Below are 22,344 nucleotides of genomic sequence, written 5' to 3'. Positions count from 1 at the left end.
GAGCTTATTATGGTTGTTTGGAGTATTTTACCTCAAAACCCTTGATGTGGCTGCTTTATATAAGGGGACACCTAAGGTCTGACATAGGTGCAGGCTCCGCCCTTTTGGCTATTGGCTATTGGCTATTGGCTATTGGCTATTGGCTATTGTTTTTACTAGTTTTTGCTCTTGGCTATTATTTTTACAACTAATTCAGTCACTCAGCCGCGCTAGGCTAACTCACTCAAGCATTCAATCAGTCGTCTGTTTCTGCTTTGCCTTAACCTTGTGACAGGCTCCGCCATCTTGAATGCTTATCTCATTCAATCACTTCACTTATCAATCAATGACCGCTCATCAAGTTTTTATTCAATCCATGCTTCAGGGAAAATAATAGGATATTCCCCCTGAGACCCGCCTTCGAAAAATGCACAACTATCTTGGATTTATGCACCACATTTGTACTACTCCAAAGGAGTTAATTATTTCGAGACGATAAGGAAAGAACAGCTATCCAACCTAAGTAAACCCACAAGTCTGGCCAACAATGCTGCAAGTATATGAAATTAATGAAGTTCAAATGTAACAAGATGTAATAGATATTTTAAAATAAACATGTTAGTAATATTGGCAACCACTAATGGTCTAATATTAAAAGGAATTTCTAATGAATTTTAAAAAAAATATTCATCCTCAATGTCAACCCTCTCAACGTAAAAGTGATAAGCCAAACACTCAGTCAACAAGGCTATGAACTGCATATTATAGAAAGGGATAACCTACAAAAATATACGCATATTCAACCCGAACTCATTATTATGGATCTCACCCAAACACACTCAGAGCATGTGACCTATGTAATCAAGGCACTCACTAAAGACTTAAGACAAACTTACTCTACTCTCCCGCCTGTTCTGGCCTTAACTGACTTCGATCACACTAAAAGGACATCACTCTTAGCCACTGACATTACTGATGTATGTTACTCGCCCCTCATCGAAGCAGAGTTACTGTTACGTGTGGATCAGGTTTGCTTAACGGCCAATAAAAAAAAATAACCTGTAAAGCCTGTATTGAAAAAGCACACCACAGTGTGAATCAAGCAGTACCGAAACAGGCCGATCCATTACTCACTCTGGCCGAGAAGACCGCTGCCTACTTGCTCTTAGAAATGAGCAATGAGGTCAACCTCACTCAAGTTGTGAGCAAAATGGCCACTAATCGCAATAAACTGTCTTTAGCCTTTAAAACCCATTACGGTGCAACACCACTCAATTGGCTTAAACAGCAGCGCATGGAAAAAGCATCGCAATTACTCATCCACACTCAGCAATCCATTGCTGATATTACATTTGCCGTGGGCTATAAAGATTCCAATCACTTTTCCACCGCGTTTAAGCAACATCATGGCGTATCACCTAAACAATACCGAGAGCAATATGCCACTTCTAAAGCAAAGAATAAGCGTTAAAACAGCACTAAAAATGCAGGAGCATCTAAGGGATATCCCGCGATATGTCTTTTATAAGGGAGAAGAGACAAGTTTAAAGCAGCACTAAACGTCATTCTCTCGTCGATCTCGGCGTGAATGCAGTGCATTCACGCTTTGATAGCACTTACCCGCTCACTGTCGATTGAGTAGGTAAGTTTTTCTTATTCCATAAAGAAAGTTTAGAATGTAGGTAGCGATAATAGAGAGTAAAGATGTTCACAATCACCTTCATTTCACACTAAAGATAAAATACGCCAGTGATGAATGGACTAGGCCTATTCACCATTGGAGTTTATGTTTATCGAAACTGGCCATTTATTTTTTAGATAACGTACTGGATATTTAAATGTTATCGCTAACACAGAATGTTGAACGCCTTCTTTATAGTCGCGCTAATATTTCAGCCTGTTCACTCATTCCATTCTCAGTTAACGCTTCTCAATTAGAGCCTTGTTGAAACTCACCACAATCATCCACCCCTTTGCTTGAAGTGCGCCTGATCTGTATTACACTTTATATCTGTAAAGTGCGTCATGCTCAAAAAACCGTGCATTTTGTCATTTAGATAGGTTGAACAATGGAAGATACGAAAAGCAGCAGGATCATTGAAATTATTTGTCCCAATAAATTAAGGCCCACACCCACAGGCATCAAGTTCAACCACTTTAATGATCATGGCAAGGTGACTCTTCCCAAAGACTGCCAGTTTAATCGCTTCATTTGTCCATTATGCCGTGAGCAACATGACTGGACAATCAATGATGTCGTCGACTTTTAGCCAGCCAAAAGTGTATTGCAAGGCGTCATGACACTTAAGGACAAACATAGAATGTATATCGATAACATCACCTTTTGGATGACGTTTTACTTAATAATATTGGTGATATCGGCCCTCATTGGCCACCTAAAAGGCAATACGATTGCCGGTTTTTTATTAGGCTATGTACTAGGGCCTATCGGGCTGGTGTTAATCTTATTGAGTAAAAACAGACGTACCATTGAATGCCATGCTTGCCATGAAAAAATCCACAAACACTCTTATATTTGCCCACATTGCCAAACCAAAGTCCAGCATAAACACAATAAGCTGCTTAACTAACCTGATGTGATGATCTCATCCCTCACTACAGTATTACTCTGTCGTCATTGACCTTGTAAAATAAAATTAAAAGGTAAAAGAATAACTGATACTGATAGAACCATCGATAAAGCGGCCCGTGTCTTCCCCTCGATCGCTACTGTTCCAACGATTTCCAGAATAATTATTATATTGTATGGTGATGGTGCCTGGTCGCCAATCAAAATAGCCAAAACCATAGGTATAATCTGGGTTCCAAGGCTGTTTTTGTCCGCTATCTAAGTAATAAAATGCCGTACCATTCACATACCAATTACCAATAATGGCATATTTACACCCTAAACTGATGGTCTGCTGACCCGTGTGGTATTCCGATGAGGCTAAATCAAAAAACTCTGGCGTATAGTTGTAATCTAACTGACAGCCAATAGCCCCTTCCTCGGTAAAGGAAAACCAATCTCTCCAAGGCTCCCCCACAGGAAACTTCCAACCCAATGACCAAGTGCCTTGCCCAAATTCAGTGCTTTTTTGTCCCGGCTCAGGGGAAAATCGATTACCGCCATAATTCGAGTACAGCAAGCTTAAGGTATAAGGCCGCCAATCGCTGTAACCAAACACATAGGTATAATCCGGATTCCAAGGCTGCTGTAAATTTTCATCAAAATAATAATAGGCTGTCCCTGAAATAAACCAATTACCTAGAATCGAATATTTCAGTGATAAAGTCGCCGTTTTATTTTGATTACTCGGCCCAGACGTCGCTCCAGCAGGTAACACTTCTGGCGTATCCGCCAAGGGGTAACCTAGACTAATATTACCACTCCACCTTTTATACCAAGGCGTATCGGCATTCCAAGTGAAAAAAGGCAAGGCGAACGAACTGCTAACCCCCTGCCATACTTCATCAAAGGATGACACTTTTCGAGAAATATCTGTATTGCCACCAGCCGCCGTTAACGAAGGTTCTTGAGGCTTAGGCGCATGTTTGGCCATTTGGGTTTGATGGCCGCTTGCAAGAACAGGATTGGCAACACTTAGGGCAATGACAGCTAATAACGTGACCTGATTTCCCCAATATCGCCCTTGTTTTTTAACGTCCCTAGCCCTTGTTGTCATCATTTATTGTCATCATTTTATCGCCACAGTTTCATGATGTGTTATGTCTCAATACAGACTAAAATCACATCAAAATAGGAGTGTAGTTTCTCGATTTAAACCATAAGCTGACTAAAATTAATGCATTAGTATTAATATTATAAGCAACATTTTCCTTACCATCAGAAAATATTCCCGTGGGAACATGTCGATGTTTCAAACTGTGCTTGACCACTTGTTCTGCCAATAATCTGGCATAGTCATCATCAAACAACATGCTCATTGCAAATGCCGCTTTATTGCTGAACCTTTGCGTATCCTCTTTGGGCACATTTTTCCCTGATGATGACACGCTCCACCATGCATAACCTTGATAAAAAATATTATTATATAAAAACCACGGTCTTCGATTGAGTGAATCTTCGGCATACACTTTCAGCAAATTCACATTTTGATAATGCTGTTTATGTAATTGATATAAACGGTTAAGCTGGAACCAGCAGTCAGATGACAACCCCACTTCAATGGCATAAAGCAGATAAGGATCTAACGTAAAAAATGGCAAATTACGCTTATCAAGCAATAGGGTCACCCCTTCCACCTCAACCTCACCTAAATTGTCACAATCATAGGCTCGGTCTACATTGAGGCCTGCAAGTTGATAGCCTTTGGCCGCGTACTGTAAATATCCCAAACGGCCCTCTTGACGAAAATGCTCCCCTTTCGACGTTAACTTGACTCCAAAAAGGGTTTGATTTTTAACAGCATAATCAAGCTGCCATTTATCAGTAATGGCATCAACCTTTGATGATAATATTGGCTTTTGCTGCTTGATGACTTCCAGCCAAATATACAACCTACCTAAGTCTAAAGCAGACCAGCCATTCCCCTGATAACGGGACTGACTATAAGGACCCGAGGGCTTCCCTGTAACGGTATTATATTGTCGATTGGGCAGTTTATCATCGTATAAAGGCATACTCATTAACGTGGCTAACAACTTTTCAAGCCGGATCTGTGTCAGCCCCTTATCTGTCACCCCTAATGCATCTAAGGCTAAAATACCACTGATCGCACTGCCGAGATCCCACATCGTCGTTTGAGTATAACCATTCACCGAATCAATAAAACCTGTAGTCGCATTCCAGTTATCATCCATAAAACGTTGCGCTTTACTGAGTAACAATTTCTCTTGCCTTGTGAGGGGAAGGGTAATAGCAGATCCAGGGGACTTTTTGAGCTCTGAAGAAGCAACTTTACTCGTCTTGGTTTGAGCAGAATGATCTTGTGTTGGGATCACTGCTCGACGTTGAAAATGAAGCGTTTGTGGCTCACTAGAAGCTTCTGCCCCCTCGGCCTTCTTAGAAACAACTGGAGGTGAATCTGTTTTTGCTATATCAGTGTCAGTATTGGATGCCTCTGCAAACGCCCCCTTCTTAGGAAAAAATTGAGGGGGAGCTGTTTTTGCTATATTAGTGTCAGTGTTGGATGCCTCTGCAAACGCCCCCTTCTTGAGAACACCTTGAGGGGAGACTGTTTTGGCTGTACCCGTGTTGAATGCCTCTGAAGTTCTCTCTGCAGTTAATATGGCTGGGTTGCGTATGGATGACATTGATGGTTTTGAGGCAATTGAGCTTGATATATCAGAAATTGATTCTGTTGTGACCATGCCCTCCGTTAATTCAACTGAATACTCAGGCATCTCCCAAAGCAACCTGAAAGGCGCTTCCAGCTTCTCCATTATCACTAAAGGGTGGGGTAAATAAGGAAGAGGCTCATGAGCTAAGGAAGGATAAACAGGCCTCACACTGCGAGAAAAATTCGGTATTTCATTGAGCAAAGCTGTGGGTGGATTGTCTTTTGCTTCTTTTGCAATAGCGGACGAGATTGTGAGCAATATAGTGAATAATATTATCACTGCAAGGATAACCCCTCCCATCTGATACATTATCCTCATACTTTGCCTGTCGTGTATGTTTTTATCTTAACATTCAACCATCCAATCCTTTTTGCTCATACTGCTTTGCTTAACCCATTTATCATAACTACCATAACCTATTTACCATAACTCTTTTCACAACTTGCCCTTATTGCATTCCCACTTATCCCGCTTTCACTTGCGTTATCATCATACCTTGCCTGTCATATATCCTTTTATCTTAACATTCAACCATCCAATCCTTTTTACTCATACTGCTTTCCTTAACCCATTTACCATAACTTATTTAGCATATCCTATTTAACATAACCTATTTACCATAACTCTTTTAGCAACTTGGCCTTATTGCATTCTCACTTGCCCCGCTTTTACTTGAGCCAACCACAAAGATAAAGACTCGGGGGACATCAAGGCCTTTTTCCCTAAGGCACTATCAGGCACTTCATTAAGCTCAGGCGGTAATAAATCAATGATAAGCTCAAGATCTTTGACCGTTTTGACATGTTCATCAATCACTTTTGCCATGCCAGTATCATGCTCAATTTCTCTTGCTCGCACGGCTTTGACTAATCCCGTTAATAAAATAAGCCAAGTACTCATCGGCCCTTGCACCACAGAGGCTGACTCTGCTGCGGAATCAATAAAAGCAAAAGGGATCGTTTCAATGACCAATTGTTCTTTCATCGATGCTAGAATCCAATCGGTATCGAAAGAAAAATCAAACACAGTTGGTGCCGCCAAAATCATGGCAAGCGCATTTCGGCTAAATAATTTAAATGCCGCTTGAGTATCATGGATCCCTTTTGAGAAAATCTCTCTGCCCACCATGCGCTGCATATGCCTTAAGGTTTTAATACCAATCCCCCAGCGCTCCTCTTGTTTCACTAAAATAGATTGAGAATGCTTTCGGTTACCTAATACCACTTGTACATTTCGCTCTATAAAAGGCTCTAAAATTAATCCAAGCTGACCCAAATGCACAGAATTATCCGCATCGGTATAAATAATGGCATCCATCTCTTGCTCAAGCGCTTTAAGGCAGCCAAAAATAATCGCTCCCCCTTTACTGGAATCATCCGGTGATCTTAAATTTGCTAAAGGTCCATTATGTTCAATCAAGCCATCTCTTAAATGCAGTACATTGACGTGGCTTCCCTCCTCATGCTTACTGACAATATCTTGAGCGATATCATAGCTTTTATAGGGACAACCATCATCCACAGGATATAGGAACCAGTCCACCATGGAGCCCTGACATGCCCAATTTAATTGCCGAATCTTAGTGTTTAATGAATCTTCACCATTAGGGTTATGATCTGTTTTTTGACACAGCCGATTATGCTCTCCCCACATGGCATACACCACGCCAACATTAATGGGCTGACTAATCGTTAACATATAGCGCCTCGAACACACTAATTTAGCGGCAAGTTGAAACTCAAGAGGCGTATTGGGCTGTAAGGATAATTGGATCAGTTGACTGGATGAAATGTCATTTAACTCAAGTAATGCATCTGCCAGTGAAAGTAAATGATCTTGATGACTCGAATTTGTTAAATCAAAATGTTGATTGGCATGCTTAATCAGTGTCTCTAATCTTGATGTACTGCTCATAATGAATCCCTTCATATTGTTAACAAGTCTGGCGACATTTGATGACTCTATTTAACGCTTATTAAGGCCATCATTTTACCCACACTATCTGTCCTATATTAAGGCTAGTAATGACGACTCAAATTGCAAGTTATGCTCATATTCCTTCCCACGCTTTCCAGAGCACTTAAAGGCATGTGATTGTTAAATAGTGAATTCACTGTGCCTCTCATCTTCATTTTTCCAGCAAATGGATCCGCTAACGGCGTGTTTGACCGCTCATTGACTTCCGTTTTTGTATTGCCCCCTTATCTATAGATGATGTAGGCTTGGTCTTAGCACCATCGTTGCTTTCACTTCGGCTGTCATAGCGGCCTTCACTAAAGTTTTTACTAGCGCTTTTACTAGGATCACTAGAGCTTTTACTGAGATTAACAGGCTTATTATTTAACGGCGTATTTGACAGTCCATTGACTTCCGTTTGTATTGCTCCCTTATCTTTAGATGATATAGGCTTGCTCTTAGCACCATCGATGCTTTCACTGCTGCTTTCACTAACACTAACAGGCTTATTGTTTAGCGGCGTATTTGACTGTTCATTAGCCTCTGTTTGTATTGATAACTTATCTTTAGATGATTTAGATGATTTAGCATTGTTCTTAGCACCATCGCTAGTTTCATTCGGCACATCCTCTGCCAAGGGGACGGGTCGCGATGAATGTCGCTTCTGCCTCGATTCATATTTCTGCTCTTCAATAATAGACAAATTGCCCCTAGCCATTGGACTGGGCCTTGTGCTCACAGGCACATTCCCTTGAGCAGCAGAAGAGAGACTCGAATCACTTGAATTAATCACTGCACCTTTGGTCTCGATAGATTCCGCTTTATCAGGATTTCGATCTTTATCTAAGCTTGAGTCCGCATTCATCTTTTGGCTTTGTTCTGACTTGGCTGCATCCTCTGTCTCATTGCCAGCTATTTCTGTCACCGTAGGCGCGGTAATAAAGGACTGAGTCTGAGAAAAATTAGTATCAATCCCTGACAATTTCTTTTTTTGTCCACTGTTTTGCCCTTGGGAATGTGATTGAGTGCGATTCATTTGCCTCACATTGGTTACAGGCTGAGCATCTTGACTCGGCTCAACGTATTTTTTCAACCCAAGTTTAGGCGCCGTAAAAGCAAAAAAATTCAATTTCTCATCCCAAGCTTGCAATACAGAGAGTTCTTTCTCCAAGGACTCGTCCAGCCCTCCAGTCACATCATTGACTTGTAGTACGACTGACAATTGCGTATTGGCAGTTTCTAATCTTTGGTGCAGATGCGCTTGTACTTGTTGCCAATTAGTGCCCCCCGTTAATAAATATCGCGTACTATCGGCCCAATATTGGTACGCAATAGGGTCATTATTTTTATCTGCTGCAATACTGGCCAAAGCGGCCGCCAGTCCTGCTGATTGCCACATGGTTTGTTGATCAAGACCATGACGGTTGGCTAAAAACATGATGCTGAGTTTATCCCAATGCTCAGACACTTGTTTATAGCGCCCTTTAGACAATAAGTAGTTTGTTTTAGTGTAAGGTGAAAGATCTAACTCTTTGATCACGGCCTGAACGGCGGTGGGCCATGACAGACAAAATAGCAAGATTAACACCATAGCTTTTGCTAATGTCATCCTATTAGTCATGTTCATCTAAACGTCTCCACTAAACACTTACCGGGATGATAAAAACGAGAATCAAATTGAACATCACGGTATTCTTTATTGTTGTTCGCTTGATACAGTTTTCCATGGATCTTATAGAGCAATGCCTCCAACACTCCAGCATTGGTTTTTAATGTAATAATCTTTTCATAACGGCTTGAAGCTTCATAACGTCCTTCATACCACCCCCTCTGTGGGTTATACAGCTCTCTGACTAATGTCATTAGACGATCCGTATAATGGGTTTTCCAAAGCACCCACATTTGAAAAGCCACTCGAGTTGACACTAACGCCAAATGATCATGACTACTGCCGTCTTCTGCGACCGTGATCCAAGGTGTACCAAGGGCATAAATGGCGTCATACACAAAATAAGGCTCGCCTGAGACAACATGCTCACCACGGGCGGTATACACTCTTTCAACATCCCAACGGCTTTCTTGTACTTGATAGATCGAATCTGCCATGGCAGCTAAAATAGCATTACTGTGATTGGCATCAAATGAGCTATTATCATCAATTTCGTCCCAGTTGAACTCCAATCCCAGCCATAAAAAAGGTGTGGGAAAAACGGGCCTCAGCACATCATAATGACGGGGATCTCGACCATCGAAAAGCAAATCAATACCATTGATCGTTGTCACCTGATACGGCTCTAATGCAAGGGATTTACTGGGTATGATTTTCCAATCCATATAACCATATGACGCATATTCTTCAATGCCTAAACGCCCCTCTTTGTAAGTGGTCACTTGGCCATTATTAATATCTCCACCATATAACTCTCCTTTTCTGGACACCAACTCACAAAAATTCCAGCGTAAAACGGCTTTATCAATATACTCGGTAAATTCAGGATTACGTTGCTTTGTAAAGGCCAATGCAATTAACAAGCGTCCCGCATCAATAGCAGACCAGCCTATTTCAGCAGGTTGATTACCATAATCGACCATCTGCCCTGTCGTCGTTGAATAAACCTTATTGGGGACGCTTTTGCTCACCAATGGCATTGTCACCAGAAAATTAATGGCAAGCGTCAGCCTTTCATCATGCTCTTTGGAAGTGATCAGTTCAAATTGGCGGCCAGCTTCTAGTGCAAACAAATAATCTGCCAATGAGGATAAATCCATATTAGGATAATTATCGATAGAATTAACGAGTCCTGTGGCGAGTTGGGTATTGTTTTCGATATAAGTCCAAGCGATTTGTGCCCATTGCAACTCTTGCTCGGTGAGTGCCCCATAGCGACCTTGCCGAATCCACTGTGACTCATTGAAGCCCGTGACCCCCGACTGTACCCCTTGATATAGAACGCCACATGCCGATAGCATGTATAATCCTACCAATAGAACAATGTGAAAAATGACCCGTTTCAATGCCTCCCCTCCTCAATATAAATAAGTTATTGAGTACTGATAGAATCGAGGTTAGCCATGGTTTCAACTTTCTGCTTTTGACGAGGTAAACATTGCCCTTCGTGTCCAAATTGGGTTTCCAACGCCTTATCCCATAAGCTCGGCGCAATATCATCTCGGTAAGTTAAAATTTTGCCTTGGGTCTTATACAATAAAATTTCTAGTAAAATACCATTATTATTGGACGTAAAGGTATCAATAAGGCCCTTACCGTTCTCAAAAATGCCTTCATAAAAACCTTTATCTTCATCATAAGTGTGACTGACATGATCAAACAATAAATCCGTGTATTCGCTATCCCACAAAACCCACAACCCCATTGCCCCTTTAATCGCCACAGCAGCAAACTGAGGTAAATACTCACCCACTTCAGAAATGGTATTCCACGCAAAACCGTCAGTATAAATGGTGTCATACACAAAATAAGGCGGCCCTGCTAATTGATGCTCAGTTCGAGCGGTAATAATACCTGTTTCACGGTAACGCGCTTCTTGAACACGATAGATTTGTACCGCAAACTCTGCCATCCATTCGTGAGAATAATGGTTATCATGTGGGCTTCGATCGTCTGTCACATCCCAACCTAATTCAATACCGTCAAGCACGTAGCTTTCGGTCACAACATAACTGTGCGCCTTTAACTTACGAGGATCTCGAGTATCATAAGGCACATCATAACCAAAGAGGTTGATCGTGCCATAAGGCTCTGGCAATAAGGCTTGATCCGTATTAAACCCCCATAATTCAAACCCTTTTGCGGCGTACTCTTCATACCCTAGACGCCCTTCTTGCAAGTATTGCACTTCTTTGCCTTTTTCAAGCAGCGCACCAAACATGGTGCCATTCTCATCCACCACATTACAAAAATTCCACCGCAATACCGCAGAGTCTATGGCTGTAGCATATTCAGGAAAACGTTGCTTAATGATATATAACCAAATCAAGAGTCGACCTAAATCCAATGCTGAATAGCCGATTTCACCGGGTTGGTTAGCATAATCGACCTTAGCTGCGGTTTGAGTGTTATACACTTTATTGGGTAACTCACCTTTAAATAAATCGATAGTATTTAATGTAGCGACAAATTTCGTAAAACGGCGGTTAAATTCCGCTTTATCAATAATACCGAACTCATAAACACTGACCATACCCGCTAAATATGAGGCGGCATCCCACCAAGTCACCGAAGGGTAATTATTCACCGCATTGACTAACCCTGTTGACTCTTGATAATTATTTTCAAAGTATTTCCATGCGATATTTGCCATCGCTAACTCATGTTCCGTTAACGGGCCTGAGCGAGGAGAGGGTGTCTTCCAATGGCTTTCACGCTCAACCACATCACTGGAAAACCCCTGATAACGATTACCGCAGGCCACCATCAGTATGATGAATAAACAAGTCAAAAAAACACGCATATGACACTCCCTGTTCAAAGCTGCGTATCGACACCAATGTTTAACAGCGCCCCACTTTGCATATAAGCGAGAGATTCTAAAACGATACCATTAGTATTGGCTGTAATGGCGGTATTGGTTTTGCCATCTCGTTCATATTGCCCAGAATACCAGCCTTTACTTTCGTCAAATAAAGTCTCAACACCTCGAATAAGCTTGGCAGTGTAAGGTGTATCATAAAGCGCATACCAACCAAAAGCCGCTTTGGTTGATAAAGTTTTTAATTGAGACGCATCGGCCCCAGTATCAGAGATGGCATTCCATTCTTTACCATCAGAAAACACAGTGTTATAAACAAAATAAGGAGGTTGATCGACATTATCTTCACTGACAGCGGTTAAAATACCGAGACGATCAAAGCGATTTTTTTGCGCCTTATAGACTCGATACGCAAAAATACGAGAAATACTGTCATAGCCAAACTCTATTCCATCTAAAATATAGGACTCACTCACAACATAGTTATGAGCATGGTATTTAGCAGGATCCCGGCTATCCGTGGGTATTTCAATGCCATCGATAGTGATCAATTTCAAAAAATCAGCATATCTTAGGGCGTTAAAGACATCTCTTCCCATTAACGCCAGTGCCTTAGCGGCATATTCTTCATAACCAATGCGTCCCTCTTGCACTAAGTCAAATCCACTTCCCGTCTTTTTAGGCCTAGATCCAAACATATAACCATCAACATTCATGGCCTCAACTTTCCAGTGCTCTAATACCATATTCACTTGTTTATTAAAGTTAGGGTATTTCCAGATCAAGATATTAAAAGGCACCAAAATTCGCCCCACATCAATAGCAGACCACCCTATGCCCTCTGGGGCGTCTTGGTTTGTATAATCAACCATGGCTAAGGTTTTCGTATTATACGCTTTGTTAGGCAATAGGTTTTCCACTAAAGGCAAGCGAGCTAATGTCACTAAGGCTTTTTCCATGCGTAAATTAAACTCTGTTTGTGTGATCACGTTTAATTTCTGCGCTGAAATCAATGCCATCAGGTACGAAGCCGTATCCCACATAGTGGTTGAAGGATAGCCATCCACTGAGTTAACTAAGCCTGTGTTATCTTGGTAGTTATTTTCAAAATATTGCCAAGCGATTTTAGCCCATTGGTATTCTTCATCAGTCAAGACTCTGGCTTCACGAAACGGAATGGGCTCAGTTGCTTCAAAACTTAAGTTACCTAATACTTGGCTATAACTGCGGGTTTCAATAGCAAAAGCTAGTACCAGTGCCGTTGCTAAACCCGCTATAAACACAAAGTGATGGCGTGCTTTGACCCAAGAACTACTCGACTCCATAATCTAACTCCTCTCCTTGATTCGTACTAGGTGACCAAAAAGCAGAGGCAATCATGCCCCACATCGCCATCATATTATTTAACGTCCAAAAACTATTAAAGATTAATCCACCCAATGAGTAATCACCGAATAACCCACTGTAATAGGCATACCAGGCAAAGGCCATACTGAATAAGCTTAAAAAGAAGACGATCAATTGCGGGATCACTAGATGTAAAAAGACCCCTTGTTGCCGATCTTTTGGCGTGGTGGGAAAACTGATTTTCTTTCCTCGAAGTACCGTCCACAGCGCTCGCATATTGACGGGAAAAAATGAGAGGAAATTGGCTTTACCTTGATAACCGGATATTCCCCATGTTCCCACCAGCATGGCCAACTCTGCCGTTAGCACAAACGGAATAAAATGCAGGTAGAAAGTCACATCATAGGCACTCACTGGCGCAATACTGGTAAGAAAATACACTATGGGACAAGCGAGAAAAATCACATTCCAAATCGCAGATAAATTGGCCCAAAAACTTGCACCATACATGAGTTTCTGCTTTAAGTTCATGCCTTTTTTAAACAAAGGATTATCATTCATGAAAATATCAATTGAGCCACCAGAATATTTAAAGCGCTGTACTGTCCAACTTTGTAAGTCTTGCGGTGATAACATTTTACTTTCCACTTCAGGATGTTGTATCGAACGCCAATTTCTTTCTGTATCACCATGAAGAATAATTGACGTGTAAATATCCTCAGATACATGAAATTTATAGGGCGTAAATTCAGTATCTAAAATAATCTCTTGTCTTAAACCAGAAGAGATCTCTTCATCGACTTGCTTCTCTTTGGTTAATTTACGGATCTGTTTTTCAATGGCATCATGCTCTAAGCTAATTTGGTGACTGTAACTGCGAAGCGCCGCTTCCATCACCGCCTCGCGCCGATGAATAGAGCCCGCACCACAACAAAAAGACGCATTGACCCAATTACGCCGACGCTGAATAACGTCATAGAACATCTGAGGATCGTTCACAAAAGGATCCCGTCCTATGGTCACTGGCCCATAAAACTTTTCAACGACCCATCCAAACCAAGAAAAAGGTCTGCCTAAACGTCTTTTTAACCAAGCAGGTAACCTTTCTCCTGCGGGTAAATCAAAGAACCACTGAGGCGTTTGTACCCAAGCCACATCAGGATCGCGAAAATAGCCCAAGGTATGTTCTAAAATGGTGGGAAAAGGCCGTGTATCCGCATCACAGATCACGATGAAATCACCGTAAGTTTGCTCAAGCGCATTACGAAGATTACCCGCTTTATAACCTTCGTTATTCTCTCGTGTGATGTACTCAACCCCCATTTCCTTGGCCAATTGAGCCATTTCAGGCCTTCTACCGTCATCAAGAATGAAAATTTTAATGTCGATTTCATGGGGATAATGGATATTTAATGCATCCTGAATACTGAGTTTGACTAACTCAGGTTCCTCATCATAAGTGGGAAACATGACATCCACACCAAGTGGCCTGTCTTCTGTGGGATCATTAACACACTCACCAATACTTCTCGGCGCAGTTTGTTTAGGTTCATCCTGTGTTTTCCATAAATTAAACACAAACAATACCGAACCGATAAACGCACAAGATTCGGCAAAGGCCAGCGGAATGGCAAACCACATGGCATCGTAATTGAGTGCATAGCCCCAACGCCAAACAAGATACCAAATACCTAAAGTAATATTGCAGGTAGCCAGATATTGATATAATAACTCTCTAAAATGACTGTGTTTAACGGGATCTGGCGGCCTTCTATTCTCAAACTTATCAAAATAAAAATCCATTTCATTTCTCCCTATTGACCTGCTTTTAGCATCGCAAAATGTGTTGCTAATAAACCAATTAAACTGGCGTTATAATCAATGGCAAACTCATTGACCGCATATGACTTTTCATCATCTACATAGCTCAACATACCAAGCCCTTTAGGGGCGATATTTGCTTGAGCATGCTCATTGGGACCTCCCACTAAAAAACCGGGAATATTAACCCCACTCGCATTTTGATAGAGATGATGAATATGCTTCACAGAGCGACTGCCAAAACCTGTTACAAAACATAAATCAAAGGCATTCGCTCCTAATAAATAATCAATTTGTGACTGGCTGTACTGACCATGAGTTAAGGCTGAATGGGTTTTCCCCCCTAATTGAGATGACCAAGCCAGTAATAAACCAATTTCGGCGACCATTTTATTTGACCCCCAAATAAAACGATCGTTAGCCACAGAAAAAGGTTGTGATTGTGCAATCTTGGCGTAATAGGCCGCTTTTGCCTGTAAATCTTTGTTCAAGAAATTAAAATCAGTTTGTTGAGTAATAATGAGATGCCAAATCCCCATTAAAGCAGGGTTTTTCCATTCAAAAATGTCAAGATGTTCCGGTGAATAGAGGCTTAAAAAAGTCTGTTTGAATTGAGGATCTTTTGTCGCTAAATACAGCTCAGCTAATGCCCATAATCTATCGTCAATATCCGTTAGCAAACTGTTTTCGATGTCATGCTCATTACTGATATAAGGGCCTGAACCAGTATCATCGGCCTTTTTCCAATCGATAAATTGCTTAGGTGTTCGAGCTAAAAGCGCCCATGCTTTTAACGCCGCTTGTAAATATCGTTTAGCCACTTGAGGTTCAAAGGGAGCATAAATACGACTGGCAAAAGCTAAGGTCGCGGCAAATTTCGCCGTATCTGGACTACTGATCCCAAAAATATAACGAAGCTGAGTATCATTCCAAGGTGACATCACAGTAGGCCAATGCTTTCCTGAGACTTTTCGATACACTGCGCCATCGGAGCGTTGCATTTTCTCTAACCAAGTCAGTCCGACTTTGGCTTCTTGCAAAATATAAGGCAGCCCGGCTTGTTGAGAGCCTTCGGGTTGGAAAAATGCCGTTTCAAATAATTGAGGTGCCTGCCGATAGGCTTCCAATAAATGCGCGACAGTAATGGTCGTAGTCGCAACATATTTTCCAAAGTCTCCTGCATCGTACCAACCGCCATTGACGTCAATCCAAGCATTTTTCTTATTAAATTTATCTGCTCGAAATATGAGTCCATCATGAATATGGCTCGGTGGCCGCGACATCCCTGTCTCTCTATCTTCAATTGGAACACCTGAGCGCTGTAAATACAAAGCGCGAATGAGCCGATAGAGTAAGGGGCGATAAACGTCATCATTAATATGAAATGGCGCTGAAAATTGCTTTCCCGCTTTTAGCCGATACCAACCAGGCGTAGTGAAATGACTAAAATCAATACTGGATACCCTGCGGTTTTTACCTAATATGGCAGGCTCTGGGTTAACGGGATATTGCGTTACCAGACCTGTAGCCATATTGATTAAACTCACTGTATTATCTTGAGCGTCCATCCAATAGGCTCGCTTTTGAGCCAAAAGAGGATAACCTAATTGATTCACTACAATGGTATTTGTTGCCTGTGAATTGTCTGCCAAACTATTGAATGAAAATAAAAAATAAAAAATACTCAGTGCCCCTATTCTTTTTATTTTCATATTAATGCTCCCTCCAATTGTTGAGTATTATATTCATTAATCGAGAGCACTTTTCCAAAAGGATCTTTAACAATAAGGGAAAAATCCGCTATTTTAAGGCGAGAAATGGGTAACTGAATACGGGTTACCCCATTGGCTTTAATATCAACATCCACTTGAATAAGAACACTTTCATTGGTTTCGTCAACCACCCATAAAGACGCATTTTGATAGTGAATACGACTATCATTAACCAGTGCCACAGCAAGTAATTTCTGCTGCATATTTGGCAATGCTTCAACAATAGGAAGCAAAATTTGATAGGCTTGTTTGAGTGTATCAAATCCTTTTTTAGGACGACGCTGATAATCTAATACCGACCAAGTAATAGATGGCCAACTGTCAACAAACATAAATTGATAAATTGCCGCAATGTCTTTTTCTCTACGTAATCGCAAGCTTTCACTGGTATATTTAATTGAATGCGCTTGATAGTCTTGAGAGTTTTGAACAAATTCTTTTAAACTCTTTCCCGTCTCAACTTTGGCAATATTTAACGTTTGTTCAGGTTGATAATTATGATATTTAAGTAATTCAATATTCTCAAATGTTAACGGCCAAGCAATAGCAGGAGCAGCCAAGTTCTGCGCGCCTTGCGCCGATTGGAACAATATTTTTCGCATCAAACGTTCACTGGGTAATGCCTGAGCGCCAAATTCACTGACAATAGGGGCAAGGGGTTTGGTTCGATAAAGCTGATAACGTCCCCAATACCAACCAAACCAAGGATGCTCTCGAGTAAAGGAGGCTTTTCTGACCACGCGCTCATCTTGTGTTTTTAATAGCTGCTGGTAAACAGCTTCCGTTAATGCCTGATTATGATGAGGTTGATAACTTTTATAGAGGTGCTTCATCCAATCGGCGTCCCAAGGGGGTTCATTATGGCCACACCAGAATGCAATTGAGGCATGATTATATAAGGTATGGGTCATCACTTGTGTTTGCCTGACCGCCTCCTTAGTAAAATTGGGATCATCGACATAGCCCCATTGCAATGGAAAATCTTGCCATACAATTAATCCATGACGATCCGCTAATTGATAAAAATCCTTACCTGCCACGTGAGCATGCACTCTCACACTATTAATATTGGCATCTTGCATCAACAAAATGTCATTTTCATAATCGGCCAGTGTCATGTCACCTAGCCACTGACTGGCAATGTAATTTGTTCCGCGAATAAAATAAGCTTCTCCATTCACGTAAAAGGTGGCATTGTCTTCATCAAATTCAAATTGCCTAAACCCTATCTCTACGGTTTTCATATCAGACACTTTGTTAAATTCAAATAATTCATCAACAATCGCCACACTGGCTTTGACTGAATACAGTGATGGCTCCCCCCAATCCCATGGCCACCATAATTCACGGGGTTTCTCAGGCATGGTCCAATGTATTAATTGTTTATCTTGTATCACATTCACCAAAAAACTGTGTTGACTATCCAGAGTATTATCAGCCATGTTCATCATATGAAAATCAACTTTGACTTGCCCTCGAAAATAACTGTCAAGCTCAAGTGTTGCTAGGCCGCTGGTACGGCCATTTTTTAAATCAATGATACTTGGCATCACCTTAAGACTGGATATTGCTACAGGGCCTGTTTTCACTAAATTAACGTCACCCCATATGCCTCCTGAATTTCTATCTTGTCCAGAATCAGACCATGCACTACCTGGACGTGTATCATGATGACTCAATACGCCTTTAATCAGCGTTTTATTTAATGACCAATCCTCACCACTGGTTTCTATTGGGCTGGTCACTTTGACATTAATTTGATTCGCACCTTGATTCACTGCTTGAGTGATCTCCGTTTTAAAAGGAGAAAAATACCCTTGATGCTGAGAAAGTAATTTTCCATTAACACTCAAATCGGCACTGTAATCGATAGCATCAAACACTAACCATAAACGCTCGTGTTGGTTGATTGTTTTTAAAAATAATTCACGATGATAAAACGCTACACCATGATGCTCGATACCTTCACTCGACCAATTACTGGGTACCGATATTTGCGTGCTGATAAAAGATGAATTAGGAGACGATAAATATTCAAATAACCATAAACCATTTAAAGATTGCTCATTGGTTTGCCAAGTAGGCGGCAAGCAGCAACCTAAAGACAAGAAAAGTGCAACCGCAATGATCCCCCCTTTCATCCGCTTAACTCACTTAACTCTTGTGTAGAGCGAAATAAGGTTAGCGTATTGCGGCCCGTTTCTGTCATATACTCCGTTTTATCCGTCAACTCCTGAACAATCCTCAAGCCTCTATTACTTACCGTCCAAGTTTCAGGATCATCAGGATCGGGAACAACAAAGTCTTCCTTTAATTTATTGGCTAATAAATCTGCCGGCATGGCTATGCCATAATCAGAGATTTTAACCACTAAAGTAAGGCCACCGTCCTCACAATAAGACTCGATTTCTACCTTATCGCCTTCGACACTTTGATAGGAATGTTCAAACACATTATTGACAATTTCAACTAAACATAATTCCATTTGACAAATAAGCTCTTCAGCTAGATTCAATTCATGCCAAAAAGGAGTAATATCGGCAGAGACTTCTCGTGAAGTCTCTAAACAGCTGAGGTAACTTCGATTAAATCCCTTTAATACCGACATATGACATCCTTTTATTTTACAAGCTGTACTTATTTGACAGGTTGCACTTTAGATTGCTTAATTTTCGGCGCAAGCTCCGTAAAAACATCCACACTCTGCTCTATCTTAGATACGAATTTAGATAAACGTCTATCTTTCAAAATATGAATATAATCACTGTGCTCTAATAACTGTGTATAACCATCATGTCCCAGTAAGTAATCACCAAACATGGTTTTATTCACAACATAGGCTTCATCTGCAATATGTATATAATCACAAATAAGGGTATTGCTCACTAAGGCGTTTGAATCTATTTTACAATTTGCACCGATCACGGCTGGACCAATTAGCGTTGCGCCATTGCCAATCTCACATCCATTACTAATAATCACCGGCGGAGTGATCTGACACTGTTCAATGTCTATTACAGTATTAATCCCCACCCACACACCCGGCAAAACTTGGGTGCCAGGAATAGGATAGCCTTTAACCTTTCCATTTAAAATATCACTGGTAACGGACCAAATATCATTCACTTTCCCCACATCTAACCATTGAAAATCCATATTGACCGCATAAAAATCAATGGCTTTTTCGACTAATAAAGGAAATAAATCCCCTCCAATATCAAACTCAGTATGAGAAGGAATAAAATCAAAAATAGCAGGCTCAAAAATATAAATTCCCGTATTCACTTGATTAGATAGTGCTTTCTCTTTTTCAGGTTTTTCTTGAAATTGAGAAACTAAGCCATGTTTGTCGGTCACCACAACCCCGTATTGACTCACTTCCTCCATAGGCACTTCTTTTGTAATAATGGTTGCTATTCCACCAAATTGTTTGTGATGCTTCACCGCTTGTTTTAAATCCAAATCAATCCAAGCATCGCCGCACACCACCACAAAAGTCGTATCAAAGAATCCCGAAAAATCTTGAATTTTCTTCATCCCCCCGGCAGAGCCTATGGCTTGAGTGACATACTCCCCATCTTGCTCCGTTACTTCATAGGAGTAAGACAGTTGCACATTAAAATGATGCCCATCTCCAAAATAATTTTCGATATTCTCAGCCAAATGACTCGTGTTTATCACCACTTTATCGATACCATGTTTCGCAAAAAGTTGGATCATCGATTCCATAACAGGTTTACCCAAAATAGGGATCATAGGTTTTGGGATCATATGAGAAATAGGCCGAATACGTGTGCCCTTACCTGCTGCCAAGATCATTCCTTTCATCCACCTACCCTCTATTGACCGGACGTTGCCTCTTCCACCGTTGCATGGCTTAAAATTAACTTATCGATACGGGTTAATTTCAGCAATTCTTGCACTGACTTTTGTGGATTAACAATACTGATTTTCGTATTACGTAAGAGTTTATACACCCCCATTACTGCCCCCAGTCCACTGCTATCCATGAAGCGCACTTGACCTAAATCCAGCACTAAATGTTCCGCAATATTTCCTTTGACCAAATCGATTTCATTTCGAAAGGCCGGCGCTAATTTGGCATCAAACCTGTCTTCATTTATTTGAAGTACTGTGTATTTGTTTTCTTCAATGAGTTCGTATTGCATTGTTCATCTCCTTCTGGGTAACCTTTCCATTCAAATACCAACACACTCACATCATCATCGAACTGCTCTTTACCTTGCCACTGCCTCACTTCATTAATAACAGTATTGGCTTGCATAGAGGTAGGTTGCTCTCGTATTTCAAAAATGAGTTCTTTCAGCCTTGCTTCAGAAAACTGACGACGATCTTTTTCGGCTTCTGTGATCCCATCAGAGTAGAGCCAAATTTTATCCCCAGCAGTTAACTCTATGGTTCGAGTGGTATAATCTGCAAAATCAAATACACCGACGACATAACTGTCTTGCTCCACAAAAACCGCTTGTTCTTGACTATGTTGCACCCAGACTAATGGAGGATGGCCCGCAAAAGCATAAGAAAGCAGGCCAGTTTGCGTATTTAAAATGGCATACACCATAGTAAAATAAAGATCGCTGCCCTCTTGGCTCAAGTACAATTCATTGAGTTGCTGTATTACCTGACAAGGTGAGGTAATTTTATAATAAGGGGGTTTGTCCGTTTTTTGCCTCACCAAAGAAGCGTTATCGGTACCCACATTGATACTTTGCTGTATAGAAAAAGACATCAGTGCAGAAGAGACTCCATGCCCTGCAACATCAAACAAATAAATCCCTATGTTATTTTCATCAAGTTGCATGCAACCCAACATATCGCCGCCAATTTGCGCACTGGGAATAGAAACATAATTTAATTCTGCTCTGGCAAAATGAGGATCGCTAGGTAATAAGCGTTTAATGAACTCTCCTGCGGCCTCTAAATCTTGTTTGATTGTGGCATAAGCGGAATCGAGTTCTGTATTTTTAGACACCAGTTCATTGTGTAGTGCCAGTGTACGAAAGCCTGCTTTTAATCGCGCATCGAGCTCTTCAATATCGGTGTCTTTCGCAATGAAATCATCAGCCCCAGCATTAATGCCTTCAATGATGGAGTCTTGATCATCTCTTGCCGATAACAAAATAAAAAAGATATAACGTGAGTATTTTGAGGATTTTACTTGCTGACATAATTCAATGCCATCACACTCAGGCATAATCCAATCACTCAACACCATTTGAATATCAGGATATTCTTGCAAACGAAGGAGTGCTTCATTACCATCCATGGCCGTAATGACATCATAACCTCGAGAAGTGAGTTTCTTCTTAATGATCATCAATAAGACTTTTGTATCTTCAACCAGTAAAATAGTCTTCATATTAAATGTCAGTCCAAGTTATCTTGGTTGACTACGTAAAAAATACGAACATCAACACTAATAAATCCTTTTACTGATAAAATTCTAGTAATGAATCCTTATTTCAACAAGCTTAGGCCGACTTTATCACTTCATTGACAATGTCATCATGCTCCAATACGGCCTTATTTTTAATCGTTTGCTTCCTAAAACCAATAATCTTCCCTTCCTGAATTAACCCTTAATATGGTATAACCTATTAGTATTAAATCAGTTCAATCATCTTCACTGTTTTTAATTATTGCAACAAAAACTA

General features: G+C 40.9%; 19 protein-coding genes. 5 read left to right on the top strand and 14 right to left on the bottom strand.

From position 1 onward, the window contains the following. The 5 genes from Q0791_RS12100 to Q0791_RS12080 form a co-directional block, all read left to right on the top strand. Positions 1-191: hypothetical protein (locus Q0791_RS12100; RefSeq protein ID WP_299006565.1), on the top strand; the 191-nt coding region annotated here is incomplete at its 5' end. A 507-nt stretch (positions 192-698) separates the two neighbouring features. Beyond that, on the top strand, positions 699-1,037 hold the full coding sequence (locus Q0791_RS12095) for a hypothetical protein (protein ID WP_299006563.1): 339 nt from the start codon (positions 699-701) through the stop codon (positions 1,035-1,037). 35 nt (positions 1,038-1,072) lie between these two features. Further along, positions 1,073-1,450, top strand: coding sequence for a helix-turn-helix transcriptional regulator (locus Q0791_RS12090; RefSeq protein WP_299006560.1), 378 nt, complete (start codon positions 1,073-1,075; stop codon positions 1,448-1,450). A gap of 598 nt (positions 1,451-2,048) precedes the next feature. Further along, positions 2,049-2,249 carry a hypothetical protein gene (locus Q0791_RS12085; protein WP_299006557.1) on the top strand — a complete coding sequence of 67 codons (201 nt, stop codon included), beginning with the start codon at positions 2,049-2,051 and terminating at the stop codon, positions 2,247-2,249. Positions 2,250-2,300: 51 nt separating this feature from the next. Beyond that, positions 2,301-2,570, top strand: a complete 270-nt coding sequence (locus tag Q0791_RS12080) for a hypothetical protein (protein WP_299006554.1) — start codon at positions 2,301-2,303, stop codon at positions 2,568-2,570. 66 nt (positions 2,571-2,636) lie between these two features. Here Q0791_RS12080 and Q0791_RS12075 read toward each other — a convergent pair whose 3' ends face one another. From Q0791_RS12075 to Q0791_RS12010, 14 genes are all read right to left on the bottom strand, one after another. Continuing rightward, positions 2,637-3,668: a hypothetical protein gene (locus Q0791_RS12075; RefSeq protein WP_299006551.1), complete on the bottom strand. Its 1,032-nt coding sequence runs from the start codon at positions 3,666-3,668 to the stop codon at positions 2,637-2,639. 61 nt (positions 3,669-3,729) lie between these two features. Further along, the gene (locus tag Q0791_RS12070; protein WP_299006548.1) at positions 3,730-5,583 is read right to left on the bottom strand and encodes a DUF3131 domain-containing protein; all 1,854 of its coding nucleotides are present in this window, start codon (positions 5,581-5,583) and stop codon (positions 3,730-3,732) included. A gap of 342 nt (positions 5,584-5,925) precedes the next feature. Next, positions 5,926-7,197 carry a glycosyltransferase gene (locus Q0791_RS12065; RefSeq protein ID WP_299006545.1) on the bottom strand — a complete coding sequence of 424 codons (1,272 nt, stop codon included), beginning with the start codon at positions 7,195-7,197 and terminating at the stop codon, positions 5,926-5,928. Between the two features lie 238 nt (positions 7,198-7,435). Then, positions 7,436-8,866, bottom strand: coding sequence for a hypothetical protein (locus Q0791_RS12060; RefSeq protein ID WP_299006542.1), 1,431 nt, complete (start codon positions 8,864-8,866; stop codon positions 7,436-7,438). Beyond that, a complete protein-coding gene (locus Q0791_RS12055; protein WP_299006540.1) occupies positions 8,863-10,209 on the bottom strand; it encodes a DUF3131 domain-containing protein in 1,347 nt (448 codons plus the stop codon). The genes Q0791_RS12060 and Q0791_RS12055 overlap by 4 nt, the downstream gene beginning before the upstream one ends. A 71-nt stretch (positions 10,210-10,280) precedes the next feature. After that, on the bottom strand, positions 10,281-11,711 hold the full coding sequence (locus Q0791_RS12050) for a DUF3131 domain-containing protein (RefSeq protein ID WP_299006538.1): 1,431 nt from the start codon (positions 11,709-11,711) through the stop codon (positions 10,281-10,283). Between the two features lie 14 nt (positions 11,712-11,725). Then, on the bottom strand, positions 11,726-13,054 hold the full coding sequence (locus Q0791_RS12045; RefSeq protein ID WP_299006535.1) for a DUF3131 domain-containing protein: 1,329 nt from the start codon (positions 13,052-13,054) through the stop codon (positions 11,726-11,728). Then, entirely contained in the window at positions 13,041-14,879 is a 1,839-nt protein-coding gene (locus tag Q0791_RS12040; protein ID WP_299006532.1) for a glycosyltransferase, read from the bottom strand. The genes Q0791_RS12045 and Q0791_RS12040 overlap by 14 nt, the downstream gene beginning before the upstream one ends. An 11-nt stretch (positions 14,880-14,890) precedes the next feature. Further along, positions 14,891-16,609 carry a glycoside hydrolase family 9 protein gene (locus Q0791_RS12035; RefSeq protein ID WP_299006530.1) on the bottom strand — a complete coding sequence of 573 codons (1,719 nt, stop codon included), beginning with the start codon at positions 16,607-16,609 and terminating at the stop codon, positions 14,891-14,893. After that, the gene (locus Q0791_RS12030; protein WP_299006528.1) at positions 16,606-18,810 is read right to left on the bottom strand and encodes a glycoside hydrolase family 2 protein; all 2,205 of its coding nucleotides are present in this window, start codon (positions 18,808-18,810) and stop codon (positions 16,606-16,608) included. The genes Q0791_RS12035 and Q0791_RS12030 overlap by 4 nt, the downstream gene beginning before the upstream one ends. Next, a complete protein-coding gene (locus Q0791_RS12025; protein ID WP_299006526.1) occupies positions 18,807-19,277 on the bottom strand; it encodes an ATP-binding protein in 471 nt (156 codons plus the stop codon). The genes Q0791_RS12030 and Q0791_RS12025 overlap by 4 nt, the downstream gene beginning before the upstream one ends. A gap of 29 nt (positions 19,278-19,306) precedes the next feature. Continuing rightward, a complete protein-coding gene (locus tag Q0791_RS12020; RefSeq protein WP_299006524.1) occupies positions 19,307-20,497 on the bottom strand; it encodes an NDP-sugar synthase in 1,191 nt (396 codons plus the stop codon). Positions 20,498-20,508: 11 nt separating this feature from the next. Continuing rightward, entirely contained in the window at positions 20,509-20,838 is a 330-nt protein-coding gene (locus Q0791_RS12015; RefSeq protein ID WP_299006521.1) for an STAS domain-containing protein, read from the bottom strand. Next, on the bottom strand, positions 20,790-22,049 hold the full coding sequence (locus tag Q0791_RS12010; protein WP_299006516.1) for a SpoIIE family protein phosphatase: 1,260 nt from the start codon (positions 22,047-22,049) through the stop codon (positions 20,790-20,792). The genes Q0791_RS12015 and Q0791_RS12010 overlap by 49 nt, the downstream gene beginning before the upstream one ends. Positions 22,050-22,344 lie beyond the last annotated feature (295 nt).

Source organism: uncultured Shewanella sp., from assembly GCF_947495455.1.
Lineage (GTDB): Bacteria > Pseudomonadota > Gammaproteobacteria > Enterobacterales > Shewanellaceae > Shewanella.
The sequence above is the reverse complement of the archived record's forward strand: the minus strand, read 5'-3'. Positions and strand labels throughout refer to the sequence as shown.

Excerpts from the sequence above, each read along its gene's own strand:
- Q0791_RS12040 (WP_299006532.1), bottom strand. The coding sequence starts at position 14,879 with ATGGATTTTTATTTTGATAAGTTTGAGAATAGAAGGCCGCCAGATCCC.
- Q0791_RS12015 (WP_299006521.1), bottom strand. The coding sequence starts at position 20,838 with ATGCAATACGAACTCATTGAAGAAAACAAATACACAGTACTTCAAATA.
- Q0791_RS12085 (WP_299006557.1), top strand. The coding sequence starts at position 2,049 with ATGGAAGATACGAAAAGCAGCAGGATCATTGAAATTATTTGTCCCAAT.
- Q0791_RS12035 (WP_299006530.1), bottom strand. The coding sequence starts at position 16,609 with ATGAAAATAAAAAGAATAGGGGCACTGAGTATTTTTTATTTTTTATTT.
- Q0791_RS12060 (WP_299006542.1), bottom strand. The coding sequence starts at position 8,866 with ATGAACATGACTAATAGGATGACATTAGCAAAAGCTATGGTGTTAATC.
- Q0791_RS12030 (WP_299006528.1), bottom strand. The coding sequence starts at position 18,810 with ATGAAAGGGGGGATCATTGCGGTTGCACTTTTCTTGTCTTTAGGTTGC.
- Q0791_RS12080 (WP_299006554.1), top strand. The coding sequence starts at position 2,301 with ATGTATATCGATAACATCACCTTTTGGATGACGTTTTACTTAATAATA.
- Q0791_RS12070 (WP_299006548.1), bottom strand. The coding sequence starts at position 5,583 with ATGGGAGGGGTTATCCTTGCAGTGATAATATTATTCACTATATTGCTC.
- Q0791_RS12055 (WP_299006540.1), bottom strand. The coding sequence starts at position 10,209 with ATGCTATCGGCATGTGGCGTTCTATATCAAGGGGTACAGTCGGGGGTC.
- Q0791_RS12050 (WP_299006538.1), bottom strand. The coding sequence starts at position 11,711 with ATGCGTGTTTTTTTGACTTGTTTATTCATCATACTGATGGTGGCCTGC.
- Q0791_RS12065 (WP_299006545.1), bottom strand. The coding sequence starts at position 7,197 with ATGAGCAGTACATCAAGATTAGAGACACTGATTAAGCATGCCAATCAA.
- Q0791_RS12045 (WP_299006535.1), bottom strand. The coding sequence starts at position 13,054 with ATGGAGTCGAGTAGTTCTTGGGTCAAAGCACGCCATCACTTTGTGTTT.
- Q0791_RS12025 (WP_299006526.1), bottom strand. The coding sequence starts at position 19,277 with ATGTCGGTATTAAAGGGATTTAATCGAAGTTACCTCAGCTGTTTAGAG.
- Q0791_RS12010 (WP_299006516.1), bottom strand. The coding sequence starts at position 22,049 with ATGAAGACTATTTTACTGGTTGAAGATACAAAAGTCTTATTGATGATC.
- Q0791_RS12075 (WP_299006551.1), bottom strand. The coding sequence starts at position 3,668 with ATGATGACAACAAGGGCTAGGGACGTTAAAAAACAAGGGCGATATTGG.
- Q0791_RS12020 (WP_299006524.1), bottom strand. The coding sequence starts at position 20,497 with ATGAAAGGAATGATCTTGGCAGCAGGTAAGGGCACACGTATTCGGCCT.